This is a genomic window from Saccharopolyspora elongata (assembly GCF_004348985.1).
In the GTDB taxonomy this organism is placed as follows: Bacteria; Actinomycetota; Actinomycetes; order Mycobacteriales; family Pseudonocardiaceae; genus Saccharopolyspora; species Saccharopolyspora elongata.
Window position 1 is genome coordinate 31,059 of the sequence record NZ_SMKW01000042.1, and the last position, 13,858, is coordinate 44,916.

Sequence of the window (13,858 nt, forward strand, 5' to 3'; positions counted from 1 at the left end):
ATGCCATCGACCGAACTCGTCAGTGCCTTCCGCAACGACGAGGCAAGACAGCGGTTCCTGCGGCACTACGAATCGGCATTCCGCAAATGGCCGGTGCCTCGCGAGGAACTCACTGTTCGCACCAGCTTCGGCCGCGTGCACGTCCACCGATCAGGCGACGGGCCGGGCACACCGGCGGTTCTGCTGCACGGCCTGGCCGTCACGTCTGCCATGTGGCACCCGAACGTCGGCGCTTTGGCGGAACACCGCCAGGTCTACGCCGTGGACCTCCTCGGCGAGCAGGGCTGCAGCGTGCACGAGAAGCCGATCCGCGACTGGGCGGACTCGGCGGAATGGATCGAAGAGGTCTTCGCCGAGCTGGGCCTCGACCGGGCACATCTGATCGGCCACTCCCACGGCGGGTGGAACGCCGCCAACTACGCCGTCCGGTACCCGAGCAGGTTGGCCGGCCTGACGCTGCTCGACCCGCTCGGCCTCGGAACGATCAGCATCCGCTTTCCCATATCCGTGTTGCGAGACCTGCTCGCGCTCGCTGCTCCCCGCGTGCTGGCGTCGCGCCTTTCCACCGGCACCCTTCCGACCGGCACCGACATCCTGCGCCTGACCAGGGCGGTCATCCGGGACTTCAAGATCAGACTGCCGAAGGCCGGCGTCCTCGATGACGATCAGCTGCGGAGCCTCACGATGCCCACCCTGGTGCTGCTCCCCGAGCACAGCCCAGTGCACGACTCGAGAGCGGTCGTGGCCAGGCTGCGCGCGCTACTGCCTGCAGCGGACACGGAAATCTTCCCCGGCGTGGGCCACAACTTCGTGATGACACACCCCGAACTGGTCAACGACCGGATGGTCGACTTCCTGGCGGCTGCGGACTGAGCCCGCCTCGCGGTCGTGAGTGGCAATGGTCGTTATAGCGACCACAACCACTCACGAGCTTCTCGCTCTCGCAAGGCGGAATCCACACCGGCGTCACCGGGGGCTCGTATGCTGCCGGCTCGTGACCGCCTCTCGCCGGAGCAACGTCGTCATCGCCCTCGCCGCGGCGCTGATCTCGCTGCTGCCGCACACCGCGCAGGCCGCGCCCCACCGCGGCATCGACGTCCTGGACTTCAACATCCACACCGGGATCGGCGCCGACGGGCGGCTCGACCTGGCCCGCACCGCCGAGGTCATCGCCGGCGCGGACGTCGTCGGCCTGCAGGAGGTCGACGTGCACTGGGCGGCGCGCAGCGGGTACGCCGACCAGGTCGCGCAGCTGGCCCGGATGACCGGCATGCACTCCTACTTCGCGCCCATCTACGACCTCGATCCGGAGCCCGGGCGCACCGAGCGCCGCCGGTACGGCGTCGCGCTGCTGAGCCGGTTCCCCATCATCCGGGCCGAGAACCACGAGATCACCCGGCTCTCCACGGTCGATCCCGAGCCGGCGCCGAAGCCGATGCCCGGCTTCGCCGAAGCCGTTCTCGCGACTCCCGGCGGGCCGACCCACGTCTACGTGACGCACCTCGACTACCGGCCCGATCCGGCCGTCCGGCGGACGCAGGTCGCCGAGACGATCCACATCATGGACCAGGATCCGCCGCACGCCCGGCAACTCCTGCTCGGCGACTTCAACGCCGGGCCCGATGCGCCGGAGCTGGCGCCGCTGCTGGCGCGCATGCGGGACGGCTGGGCCGCCGCGAACGGGCCGGGCGGCGGGCTGACGTTCCCCGCCCCGACTCCCGAGAAGCGCATCGACTACGTGACCTTCGCCGGGCGGCTGCGCGCGACCCGCGCCGAGGTGCCGGACACGCAGGCCTCCGATCACCGGCCGGTGCTCATGACCATCGCGGGATAGGCCTTCCTGCTCTTCCCGCCCGGCCGCGGCGGTTGGGAGACTCTGCTCCCGAACGCCGACGACGTCGGGAGGGAGCTGGGGGCGATGTCCGACGTGCGTTTCGAACTCAACCACCGGGAGCGCGCCGCGCTCCAGGCGGTGGCCGCGGGGCGGGTGGAGATCACCTGCAGCTGCGAGCCCGATCTGTTCATCGACGGCGTGGCCTTCTGCGATCAGCAGACGGCGCACCGCCTCGTGCACCAGGGGCTGATGCGTCCGGCCGCGCCCGGCGTGCCCGGCGAGCTGGTGGCCGCCGAACTCACCGGGCCCGGGATGGAGAGGCTCGGTACGGCTGTTCCAGGGTGAGCGCGTGGAGCAGTTCGACGGTGCGCTCGGCCGCCGGGTGCTCCGCGATCGACTTCTTGACTGCCACGCTGATCCGCCGCCTCGGGGTCGGTGACACCACGGGCACCGAGCGCAGCCCGGCAGGCAGGTACCCGATGCCCAGCCCGGGGATCACCGTGATGCCGATTCCCGTTGCCACGAAGGGGATCGCGGTCTGGTAGTCGTGCGTCTCCACGACGAACCGCGGGGCGAACCCGGCCTCCGCGCAGGCCGCGAGGAGCACCTGGCGGCAGGCGCCCTCGACGATGTCGTTGTCGACCCAGCTCCGCTCCGCCAGCTCCGCCAGCGGCACCTCGGCGCGCTGCGCGAGCGGGTCGTCGTCGCGGACGACCGCGAGGTACGGGTCGTCGATGAGCCAGTGCACGTCGACCAGCGGGGAGTGCTCGGTGTCCGGGTACTCGACGAAGATGTCGATGTCGGGTTCGGCGTCGACGATGTCGGTCATCCGCAGGTCGAGCCGCAGTTCGGGGAACTCGGTGCGCAGCGCGGCCACGAGCGCGGGCAGCCAGGTCGCGCCGGCGGAACCGAAGTAGCCGATCGAGAGGCTGCCGACCCGGCCGGCGCGCAGATCGCCGACGACGCCTTCGACCCGGCTCAGGGCCTGGAACAGCGGTTCCGACTCGGTCGCGAGCGTGCGACCGGCCTGCGTCGGTTCGATGCCCCGGCCGACCCTCTCGAACAGCCGGAGCCCGGTCTCGCGCTGCAGCGAGGCGAGCTGCTGGCTGACCGCCGATGGCGTGTAGCCGAGCGCCTCCGCGCTCGCGCGGATCGATCCCGTTGCGACAACCGCCCGCAGCACGCGGAGCCGAGGTACGTCGAGCATCCCCCGACTGTACAGGTGAGCTTAATCATTGTGCAGAACTAATCGCTTGTCCTTGCCAATCGGGCTGGCGACGATAGCTGGCGTGACCGGACAGCTCCAGATCTCCGAAACCGCCCCGGCCGGGGCACAACGCGGCAAGGCCGCCGCGGCCGTCATCGTGACCGTGCTGCTGTGGGCGTCGGCGTTCGTCGCCATCCGCGGCATCGGCGAAACCCTCTCCCCCGCGCCGATGGCGCTGATCCGGATCGCGGTCGCCGCCGCCGCGCTGACGATCCTGGTGCTGGTCCGGCACCGCGGCTCCGCACCGGTCCCCCGCAGCCGCCGCACGCTGACGCTGATCGCGGTGTACGCGGTGCTGTGGCTCGCCGGGTACACGGTGGTCCTCAACGCCGCCGAGCGGCACATCGACGCGGGAACCGCCGCGCTGCTGGTGAACATCGCGCCCCTGCTGATCGCGTTCGGCGCGGGGCTGTTCCTCGGTGAGGGCTACCCCAAGGCGCTGGTCGCCGGCTCCGTGGTGGCGCTGGGCGGCCTGTCGATCATCGCGCTGGGCTCCTCCGGCGACCGGGACTGGCTCGGCGCGGCGCTCTGCGTGCTGGCCGCCGTCCTGTACGCGGCAGGGGTGCTCGTCCAGAAGGCCGCGCTTCGCGGGGTGGACGGCACGATCGCGATCTGGCTCGGTTGCCTAGTCGCCACCGCGGTGCTCCTGCCGTGGACCCCGCAACTGATCGCCGAACTCCAGGCGGCGCCCGCCGGCGCGATCCTCGCCTCCGTCTACTTGGGACTGTTCCCGACCGCGATCGGCTTCACGACGTGGGCCTACGCCCTCCACCGGATGCCGGCGGGCAGGCTCAGCGCCGCGAGCTACGCCGTACCGGTGGTGTCGATCCTGCTGTCCTGGCTGCTGCTGGCGGAGATCCCGACGGCATACGGCCTGATCGGCGGAGCGATCTGCCTCGTCGGAGTCGCCATCGCCCGCCGTTCCCGCGGCTAGCGCCGAGAACCGCCGGTTTCGCGCGAAAACGGCAACCCCCGTGAGGCGTGACGCCGTTTTCGCGCGAAAACGGCGGCCCCTCTGCACCGCGTTGGGTGACGCACAGTCTCGTTGACAAAGTGACGCCATCTGAGCAACTGTTCAGTTCGGTGGGGCCCGGGCACGCCGGGCCGGGTGGACGGGAGTTTGCGGCATGACCGATGGCGGCGCACCAGCGGCCGGGACCGGGTTCTTCTCGTCCGTGGACGACGTGTCCGCGAAGCTGGCCGAGGCCGGCTACCTCGCTTCGACCGCCGTAGCCACCACCGTGTTCCTGGCCGACCGGCTCGGCAAGCCGCTGCTGGTGGAGGGCCCGGCCGGGGTCGGCAAGACCGAGCTGGCCAAGGCCGTCGCGCAGGTCGGCGGCGCTCGCCTGGTCCGGCTGCAGTGCTACGAGGGCGTCGACGAGGCCCGCGCGCTCTACGAGTGGAACCACGCCAAGCAGCTGCTGCGGATCACCGCCGGGCGCGACGAGACCTGGGACGAGGCGCGCACCGACATCTTCAGCGAGGAGTTCCTGCTCGCCCGGCCGCTGCTGACCGCCATCCGCGGCGAGGAGCCGACGGTGCTGCTGATCGACGAGACCGACAAGGCCGACGTCGAGGTGGAGGGGCTGCTGCTGGAGGTGCTCAGCGACTTCCAGGTGACGGTGCCCGAACTGGGCACGATCACCGCGGCGCGCCGCCCGTTCGTGGTGCTCACCTCCAACGCGACCCGCGAGCTCTCCGAGGCGCTGCGCCGCCGCTGCCTGTTCCTGCACATCGACTTCCCCGACGCCGAGCTGGAGCAGCGGATCGTCCGGCTGAAGGTGCCCGGGCTCGACGACGCGCTGGCCGATTCGCTGGTCGAGGTGGTCGGCGCGCTGCGCGGGATGGAGCTGCGGAAGGCGCCGTCGGTGGCCGAAACCATCGACTGGGCCCGCACGCTGCTCGCCCTCGGCGCGGACAGCCTGGACGAGGCGATCGTCCGCGACAGCCTCGGCGTGATCCTCAAGCACCAGGACGACGTCCACAAGGCCGCCGAGAAGCTGACCGTGGGATGACCGAGCCGATCAACGGCCTCCCCGAGCGGCTGACCGGGTTCGCCCAGGCGCTGCGGTCCCACGGCATCCGCATCGGGCCGGGCGAAACCGTCGATGCCGCCGCCGCGCTGGACGTGCTCGGACTGGCCGACCGGGAGCGCATCCGCGAGGGCCTCGCCGCCGCGCTGCTGCGCACCGACCGGCAGCGCGCGGTGTTCGACGCGACCTTCGACCTCTACTTCCCGCTCGGCGTCGGCCGCCCCGAAGGAACCGGGGACGAGCAGGATCTGGAGCAGCGGCTGATCGAGGCGCTCGCCGCCAACGACCGGTCGGCGATGACCCAGCTCGCCGGTGAAGCGGTGGACGCGCTCGGCCGTTTCGGGTCGGGCGACGGGCCGCAGGGCTGGTCCGCGCACCAGACGCTCGACCGGCTGCAGCCGCAGACACTGCTGGCGCGCGTGCTCGCCGCGATGCGGGCCGGCGAGGCCGCCGACTTCACCGACCGGCTCGACCGGGACGAGATCCGCCGGCGCATCGAGGACTTCCGCAACCGGGTGCGCACCGATGCCCGGCGCCGCTCGGCCGAACTGCGCGGCACGGAGCAGATCGCGAAGCACGCCATCGCGCCGAGCGCCGACCAGATCGACTTCCTCAACGCCGGGCGAGAGCAGCTCGCCGACCTGCGCCGCGCAGTGCAGCCGTTGGCCCGCAAGCTCGCCACCCGGCTCGCGGCGCGCCGCCGGCAGGCCGCTCGCGGCCGGATCGACCTGCGCCGGACACTGCGCCGTTCGCTGTCCACCGGAGGCGTGCCGCTGCGTCCGGCCTACCAGCGGCGCCGGCCCGGGCGGCCGGAAATCGTGCTGCTGTGCGACGTTTCCGGGTCCGTGGCGGGCTTCGCGAACTTCACGATGCTGCTGGTCCAAGCGCTGCACGACCAGTTCAGCAAGGTCCGGGTGTTCGCCTTCGTCAACCGCACCGACGAGGTGACCGGCCTGATCACCGGCGGCTCGGCCGACCCGGTGGAGCTCGGCCGCCGCATCCTCACCGAGGCGGCGGTGACCGGATGGCACGACAGCAGCGACTACGGGGCCGCCCTGGGCGAGTTCGCCGAACGCCACCTGGACGCGGTCGGCCCGCGCACCTCCGTGCTGGTCCTCGGCGATGCCCGCACCAACGGCTGGGACCCGAACCTGGCCGCGCTGGGGCAGGTCGTCGACCGGGCGCGCCGCGTGTTCTGGCTCAACCCCGAGCCGACGGCCCGCTGGTCGACCGGCGATTCGGCGGCCCACGCCTACGCCGGGGTCGTCGAGATGCACCAGTGCCGCAACGCCCGCCGCCTCAGCGAACTGGTCGCCCGCCTGCTCCCGGTCTGAACGGCAGTTCCGCACCCGTGAGCGTTTTGGGGTGCTAAAGAGGCTGTTTTGGATGTCGTGGTGTGAGGTGTGGTAGCGCGGGGTCGTTGTCTTTGAAGCGGCGCAGCCGCTTAGTAGGGCTTTGTTAGTTGTTGATCTCGTGCGGGATGATCTTGGTGTGGATGCTGCTGAGTTGGATGTCGTTCGGGGTCGTTTGGAGGATTTCGCTGGTGAGATGTTCGTGTCGTTCGCGCGTCGTGAGCAGCGGCTTAATGGTGGCTTGTACCTGCGGGGACTGATGCTGGACGGGCGGCGGAAGTCGATGCAGCCGATGGCCGAGCGGCTCGGTGTGGATCATCAGCGGTTGCAGCAGTTCATCACTTCCTCGACGTGGGATTACGCGGCGGTGCGCCGGCGGTTGGCGGCCCGGGCGGTGGAGGTGGTCACGCCGGAGGCGTGGGCGCTGGATGACACCGGGCACGAAAAGGACGGGAATGCCTCGCCGGGAGTGGCCCGCCAGTACACCGGCACCGCGGGCAAGGTCACGAACTGTCAGATCGCGGTGAGCGTGCACGCCGTCACCAGCCGGTGCTCGGCGGCGCTGAACTGGCGGTTGTTCCTTCCGGAAAGCTGGGACGACGACCTCGCCACCGGTGTGGAGGCCGAACGCATCGCCATCCGGCGCCATCGGTGCGCGATACCGGGCAAGGAAGGGCACCGCCCGAAATGGCGCCTGGCGCTGGAGATGATCGACGAACTCCTCGCCTGGGGCCTGCGCCCGCCGGTCCTGCTGGCCGACGCCGCCTACGGAGACAACACGGTGTTGCGGTGCGAGCTGGCCGAACGGGGCCTGTCCTATGTGATGTCGGCCCGGGACACGATCAGTGCCCATCCGGCCACGGCCGTGCCCGTGGCTGTGCCCTATGCCGGGCGGGGCATACGGGCGGCCCCTCGCTACCCCGGCGCGCCGGCCTCGCTGCGCGAGCTGGCTCTGGCCGCCGGACGCGGCAGTCTGCGGCAGGTCACCTGGCGTCAGGGCACCAAAAAGACCCGGGGTAACCCCACCGCATCGATGCGCTCCCGGTTCCTGGCACTGCGCATCCGGCCCGCCAACCGCGACATCCCCCGAGCAGACGACGGCAGCCTTCCCGAAACCTGGCTGCTGGCCCAATGGCCACCCCGCGAACCCGAACCCACCGAGTACTGGATCTCCAACCTGCCCGCCACCACACCGATCAAAACCCTGGTGCGACTGGCCAAACTCCGCTGGCGCATCGAACACGACTACCGCGAACTCAAAACCGGGCTCGGGCTCACCCACTTCGAAGGCCGCTCCTTCACCGGCTGGCACCGCCACGTCACCCTCACCTCCGCCGCGCACCTGTTCCTCACCGAACTCCGCCTGACAAGCCCAAAAGCACCTGGGGCGGCCTGACCCTCTACACAATCCTCCAAACACTCCAGGTACTCCTGGCCACCTGGACAGGCCGATGCCCCACCTGCTACCAACAACCACCGTGACGAACTAACAAAGCCCTAATAACCCACCCTCGCAGCTTGCACCGCCGCGGGTTCTCAGGTGTCTTCTCGCGAGGACAGCCCCGACGTGGTGAATTGGTCATTCATGAGTCGGGGATCCCGCAGCGAGAAGGCGACCGTAATTCCCGCAGGGGGCCGCCACCCGCACCGCCACGCAAAACGAGCCTGGAAACAGCTTCTGCGCTCAGCCCCAGGTGAGCGGGTCCAGGTGCAGGTAGAACCGCTGCCGGTCGGCGTCGAGCTCGATGCCGTACCGGCGGGCGAAGGTCTCGTCCGCGACGGACGCGCTGCTCTCGTCGGGCCACGTTTCGCGGGAATTGGCCAGCAGCAGCGCGATGTCGGCGTAGGGGTCGGCCGTGCCGAGCCTGCCGAGGTCGATGAAACCCGCCACCTCCAGCGCGTCCGGGTCGAGGATGATGTTGGGCAGGCACAGGTCTCCGTGGCAGACCACGGTCTCCGCGGCTTCCTGTTCGAGCCGCTGCGGCAGCTGCGGGGCCAGGTCCGCGAGCAGCACGACGGGCTCCTCCTGCTGCTGTTCCACCGGGAGGAACTCGGGATTGACCGCGCCGCGGGCGACGACGTCCTGCGCGATCGCGAACATCTTCGACAGGTCGCGGCTGAACGGGCAGGAGCCGGCGGGCAGCTCGTGCAGGCGTCGCACGGCATCGGAGATGGATTCCCAGGCGCGGGCGAGGGTTTCGGCCGGAACCGCATCCGCGGGCACGCCCGCCACCGCGCTCGTCACCAGGCACGCGCCCTCGTCGCCGGCGCTCCAGTCGAGGACGCGGGGGCCGGGAATCCCGTTGGTGCAAAGCCATTCGGCCTTGTCCCGTTCCTGTTCGAGTTCTCCGGCCTGGTCAGCCGCGACGCACTTGGCGTAGCGCGAGCCGTCCGCGGAGCGGAAGGTGCCGGCACCCGACTCCCCGCCCAGGACGGGATGCCACTCGTGGCCGGCGGGAAGCACGACGCGCAACGATTCGGACATATGCCCGATCCTATCGGAGACCGGGAATGCGGTGTCGCGTGGTCGAATCCGGGTCGGAGATTGATCGAGAGGCGCTAGCTTGGTCCGAGGGTGCTGTAGCAGGGAGCAAGGATGAGCGAGGTTCCGGCGGAACTCACCGAAGCGATTGCCGCGCTGCGCGAAGAGCTGCAGGGCGACCTCAGCGACGAGCAGCGCTACTACGCCAGCATCCAGCTGGTGGAACTGCTGCTGCAGCGCGACGAACTGGACGGCGCGGAGCCGACCGAGGCGATCGCCATCGCCGACTGGCTGGCCGGGGCGTTCGACGAGCACTCCCCCGCGCGCATCCCGCCGCTCTACGACCTCTGCCTGGCGCACCTGCTGCGCGCGGCCCACCACGGCGAGGACGATCTGCGCGCCGCCGCGGGATATTGGCGGCAGCTGCGGGCGCTGCTCACCGCAGAACACCCGGGGCGCGCCGAGATCTGCGCCCGCAGCGCGCTGATCATCGCCGATGCGGTGGTCCGGCTGGCGGACCCGGCCGATTTCGCCGCGGCGATCGCGGATCTGGACATCGCCATCGACGAGCTCCCGGACGGCGACCTGCGGCGCGGTGCCGTGCTGACCCGCGCCCAGCTGTGGGCTGCGAGGTTCCGCACGCTGGGCGGCGATGACGACGATCACCGGCGTGCGGTCGCGGCGTTCACCGAATCCCTGGTGTGGCCCGAAGTCCAGTTCCGCGACGTCTGCCACCGCGAGCTCGCCCTGCTCATCCTGCTCAAGGACCTGCCGCCCGCCTCGCGCCGGGCGGAGCTCACCGACGAACAGTTCGGGCAGCTGGTCAACGGCCTGCCGAAGTCCGAACTCCGCGCCGTGCGAGGGCATCTCGACGCGCTCTCCGCCGAATTGATCGCGACGCCGGACGTCGCCGCCGCGCGGGTCGGCGTCGTGCTCGCGCAGGGACCCGAAACCACACCGCAGGACTGGGACGTCCTGGCCGCGGACCTGGGGACGCTGATCGAGCACGCCCCGGACGGCGATCCCGGCAGGTACCGGTCGGTCGTGCTCCGGGCCGCGTTTTCGTCGGACCCGCCTCCGGCCGTGCCGGTCCCCCGGCTCGCCGAGCTCGACGAAGCCATCGGCGCGCTGCGCCGGAAGGTGATCTCGGCTCTTGACGCGGAATCTGTCACCGGCGACCTGCTCGCGATCTCCGCCCTTCTGCTGGAACGCGCCGCCCTGACCGACGGCGACCCCACCAGGACGATCGAGATCGCCACGAGCATGGCGGCGCTCCACGATCACGAGACGATTCTCCCGCTCTACCAACTCGCCCTGGCCCACTCGTTGCGCGGCGACCTGCGCCTCGCTGTGGATCTCCTGCGCGAGCTGCGCCCGCTGCTGACCGCCGGTGCCCCGGGCAGCGCGGAGATCTTCGCGCGCAGCGGCATGATCATCGCCAAGCTGGTGGCCGATTCAGACGAGCCGGACCACGTCGACGAGGCGATCGCCGACCTGGACACCGCGCTTCCCGGGCTCGCCGAAGGCGAACTCCGCCGCCGCGCGGCGATGGCCCGCGCGACGATGCAGCTCGCCCGGTTCACCATGCTGGGAGGGGGCGAGGACGACCGCCAGAACGCCATCGCGACGTTCGAAGAAGCGTTGCAGCGCACCGATATCAGCACCCGCCTGCGCGACACCTGCCACACGGGGATCGCGTTCCTCGCGCTGTCGAAGAACCTGCCCACCGAACACCGCCAGCAGCGGCTCGGCGTGGACCAGCTCGACGAGATCGTCGGCTACCTGGACGAAGCCGAACTCCCCACGGCCCGGCGGCACCTGGCCGCGGTGTCGGCGGACGCGTCGAGCCCCGAACTCGCAGCGCTGCGACTGCTCGTCTGGGCGAGGAACACCGACGAGAAGCAGGATCTCGCCGCCGCGCTCGACGACCTGGCCACTGTCTCCGAGGACGACGGGGACGGTGCGCTGACCGCGGCGGAACTGGAAGCCATCCGCGCCGTCAAGTCGGCACTGGCGGGCGACGACGCCGACCGGTTGATCAGTGCCGCCACGGCGGGCCTCCCGTTCGAATCCCCGGTCCGCCTGCTGGTCACCATGCAGCGGCTGTCCGCCGAGGGGGTGCCCGGGTTGAGCACCGAGGAGATGGCGGAGCTGGTCGGCTGGCAGGAGCAGCAGGTCAACGCGATGCCGAACGACGATCCGGAGCGCGCCGAGGCGCTCGCCGGGCTGGCCGGGGCGCTGCTGACGCAGGCCCGCCGCGACGGCGAGGTTCCCGCCGACGCGCTGGCCCGGATCAGGGCGCTCGCCGAGGAGGTGGTGCGCGAGTACCCGTCGGACAACATCGCCGCCGGGTTCAGCCACACCCTGCTCGCCTTCGACGAGAAGGCGGAGGTGGACCTGGAGTCCGTGGAGGAGACGCTCGGCCACATCCAGCGCGCGACCGAACTCCTGCCCGCCGAGCACGAGATGCGGATGGACTTCGGGCCCACCCTGGGCAGCATGCTCCTGGTGCGCTTCGCGCTGACGGGCAACCGCGAGGACGTCGAAGCCGCCGGATACTACGCGCCGGACGGCAGCTCGCTCGCCAACCTGATCAACGACGTGTCCGCCCGGGTCGCGGAGAGCTCCATCGGCGAACCGGACGTCGTGCTCCGCGACCTGCGCCCGGCCCTGGAGGGGTTCGTCCCGGAGGACCGCATCCGGTGGATAGCCAGGATCACCGCCTCGGTGCGGCTGCTCGGCATGGTCCCCCTCTACCGCGAGCTCCTGCCGACGGCGGAGCAGCTGGACTCCCTCGCCGACGGCGTCGATGAGGTGACGGCCGGCCTCGAACCCGAGGTGCAAGCTCGGGTGTCCGACGGCATCGCCCTCGTCCGCGAGCTGAGGCGGCGAACCGCCGGTCGCTTCACCGGGAAGATCGACCTCGACGGCGCCCGCGAGGCCCTGGACGCGGCCCGGCGGCTGCCGCGGGCCCGGGCCGATTACGCCACCGAGAACATCGGCGCCGCCAGCCTCTGCATGAGCTTCGGCCTGGTCTCGGGAGATCTGGAGCTGGCGGACTACGGGTTGGAGGTGCTCGCGGAGGTCGTCGAGGCTCCGGTGCGCCCGGCGCACGACCGGCACCTGGCAATGCGGTTGCTGACGTTCGGGCGGCAGGCCCGCTTCGCGCGCGGCATGTCGCCGGACGCCCTCGGACCCGCCATCGAAGGGCTGGAGCGGCTGGTCGCCGATTTCCGCTCGGGATCCAGCGACTTCCTGGCCAGCGACCTGGATCTGCTCGCGATGAACTACCGGCACCGCGACGATCTGGAGCGCGGCGACCGGCAGCGGGCGATCGAGACGAGCCTGGAAGCGCTTCGGGTGCGCGCCCGCGGCGTTCTGCTGCAGTCCAGCCCCGGCCGCGCGATGCACGCCGCGGCGGATGCGGCCGGCAGGGCCGTGCGCACCGCGCGCAGGTGCCTCGACGCGGAACGACCGGAGTCCGCGATCCGGGCGCTGGAGCTGGGGCGCGGAATGGTGCTGCACGCCGCCACCACCGCGGCGAGCATGCCGGAGTTGTTGCGCGGCAACGGAAGTCCCGAGCTGGCGGATCGCTGGGAGGCCGAGGTCGACCACCAGCAGCCGTGGGACACCCATGCCGAGCGGACGGACCTGACCAAGAGCCCGCTGCCCAGCGACCTACGCCGCAAGGTGCTCCAAGCGCTCGAAGGCACTGACGCGGAAGAGAAACTGGTCTCGGCCACGGCGCTGGCCGACATCGGCGCGGCGCTGCGGGCACGGCAGACCCGGGCGTTGGTGTACCTGATCGAAAGGGAGGCGGTGCTGGTCACCGATCACGGGAGCATCCACCGGCTCCCCTGCCCGCAGCTGTCCGAGCACCACGAGGCGGCCCGGCACTTCGACCTGCTGCAGCAAGAACTCGCCAGCGTCGGCGCAGCGGCGCAGCAGCCGTGGCAGGCCGCGCTGGAGGCTGTGTGCGACTGGGCGTGGGAGGCCGCTCTCGAACCCCTCCTGGAGTGGCTCGACGACCCCGGCACGCCCCGGATCGTGCTGGTGCCGACCGGGAAGTTCACCGTCGTGCCGTGGCACGCGGCCCGCCGCCGGGCACCGGCCGGCGACATCCGCTACGCCTGCCAGGACGTCGTCATCGCATACGCCGCCTCGGCGCGCCAGTTCGTGGAGGCGGCCCGCCGGCACCCGCGGCCCTGGCCGCACAAACCGGTCCTGGTGCGCACGCCCGAACTGCACTGGACCCGGCACGAACTCGGGCACATCCACGACTCCCACTACCCGGACGGCAGCTACCTCGGCCGCCCGGGCCCGCGCCGCCGCTCGGTGCCGACGCCGGAGGACGTCCTGGCCGCGCTGCCGGGCGCGTCGCTGCTGCACCTGAGCTGCCACGCCGATCAGGCCGAGATCCCGGTCGAATCCGCGCTGCGGCTCGGCGCGGGCCGGGCCCTGCCGGTGCGCGACATCCTGCGCCAGCACCACGAGAGCGGACCGCACGCCGCGCTGGTCGTGCTCGCCGCCTGCGCCAGCGACCTGACCATCCGCGCGCACGACGAGGTCCTGACCCTGGCCACGGCGTTCCTCGCCGCGGGAGCCAGCGGCGTGGTCGGCACCAAGTGGGAGATCGACGACCTGGCCACGGCGATGTTCATGATCGTGTTCCACCACCACCTGAACACGAGCCACCCCGACCCGGCGGGGGCCCTGCGCGCCGCCCAGCTGTGGATGCTCGACCCCGACCGCCGACCGATCCCGGGGGCACCGGCGGAACTGACCGAGCACTTCGCGGAAATCGACCCGACGCCACCGATGCGCTGGGCGGCATTCACCTACCACGGCCGCTGAACGTCCACTATGGACCACCGTCGGCGATGGCAGACT

The 13,858-nt window shown here is 71.1% G+C and carries 10 protein-coding genes; 8 read left to right on the top strand and 2 right to left on the bottom strand.

Going from position 1 to position 13,858, the window contains the following annotated elements:
- From E1288_RS27620 to E1288_RS27630, 3 genes are all read left to right on the top strand, one after another.
- The gene (locus tag E1288_RS27620) at positions 1-873 is read left to right on the top strand and encodes an alpha/beta fold hydrolase (protein WP_132490034.1); all 873 of its coding nucleotides are present in this window, start codon (positions 1-3) and stop codon (positions 871-873) included.
- A gap of 121 nt (positions 874-994) precedes the next feature.
- Positions 995-1,834, top strand: a complete 840-nt coding sequence (locus tag E1288_RS27625) for an endonuclease/exonuclease/phosphatase family protein (protein WP_235883843.1) — start codon at positions 995-997, stop codon at positions 1,832-1,834.
- Positions 1,835-1,918: 84 nt separating this feature from the next.
- Positions 1,919-2,179: a hypothetical protein gene (locus tag E1288_RS27630; protein WP_132490038.1), complete on the top strand. Its 261-nt coding sequence runs from the start codon at positions 1,919-1,921 to the stop codon at positions 2,177-2,179.
- On the opposite strand, the gene E1288_RS27635 is transcribed toward E1288_RS27630, so the two are convergent.
- Positions 2,133-3,041 (bottom strand): LysR family transcriptional regulator, encoded by a 909-nt coding sequence (locus tag E1288_RS27635; RefSeq protein WP_132490040.1) that lies wholly within the window; start codon positions 3,039-3,041, stop codon positions 2,133-2,135. The genes E1288_RS27630 and E1288_RS27635 overlap by 47 nt on opposite strands.
- A gap of 82 nt (positions 3,042-3,123) precedes the next feature.
- Between E1288_RS27635 and E1288_RS27640 the strand changes: the two genes are divergently transcribed.
- The 4 genes from E1288_RS27640 (at position 3,124) to E1288_RS27655 (ending at position 7,882) form a co-directional block, all read left to right on the top strand.
- Entirely contained in the window at positions 3,124-4,035 is a 912-nt protein-coding gene (locus tag E1288_RS27640) for a DMT family transporter (protein WP_235883844.1), read from the top strand.
- Between the two features lie 193 nt (positions 4,036-4,228).
- Positions 4,229-5,116 carry an AAA family ATPase gene (locus tag E1288_RS27645; RefSeq protein ID WP_132490042.1) on the top strand — a complete coding sequence of 296 codons (888 nt, stop codon included), beginning with the start codon at positions 4,229-4,231 and terminating at the stop codon, positions 5,114-5,116.
- Positions 5,113-6,468 (top strand): vWA domain-containing protein, encoded by a 1,356-nt coding sequence (locus tag E1288_RS27650; protein ID WP_132490044.1) that lies wholly within the window; start codon positions 5,113-5,115, stop codon positions 6,466-6,468. The genes E1288_RS27645 and E1288_RS27650 overlap by 4 nt, the downstream gene beginning before the upstream one ends.
- A 157-nt stretch (positions 6,469-6,625) precedes the next feature.
- A complete protein-coding gene (locus E1288_RS27655; protein ID WP_132490046.1) occupies positions 6,626-7,882 on the top strand; it encodes an IS701 family transposase in 1,257 nt (418 codons plus the stop codon).
- A gap of 288 nt (positions 7,883-8,170) precedes the next feature.
- Here the strand turns inward: E1288_RS27655 and E1288_RS27660 are convergent, their stop codons facing one another.
- The gene (locus E1288_RS27660) at positions 8,171-8,971 is read right to left on the bottom strand and encodes an APH(3'') family aminoglycoside O-phosphotransferase (protein ID WP_132490048.1); all 801 of its coding nucleotides are present in this window, start codon (positions 8,969-8,971) and stop codon (positions 8,171-8,173) included.
- A gap of 111 nt (positions 8,972-9,082) precedes the next feature.
- Between E1288_RS27660 and E1288_RS27665 the strand changes: the two genes are divergently transcribed.
- Positions 9,083-13,822, top strand: a complete 4,740-nt coding sequence (locus E1288_RS27665) for a CHAT domain-containing protein (protein WP_132490049.1) — start codon at positions 9,083-9,085, stop codon at positions 13,820-13,822.
- Positions 13,823-13,858 lie beyond the last annotated feature (36 nt).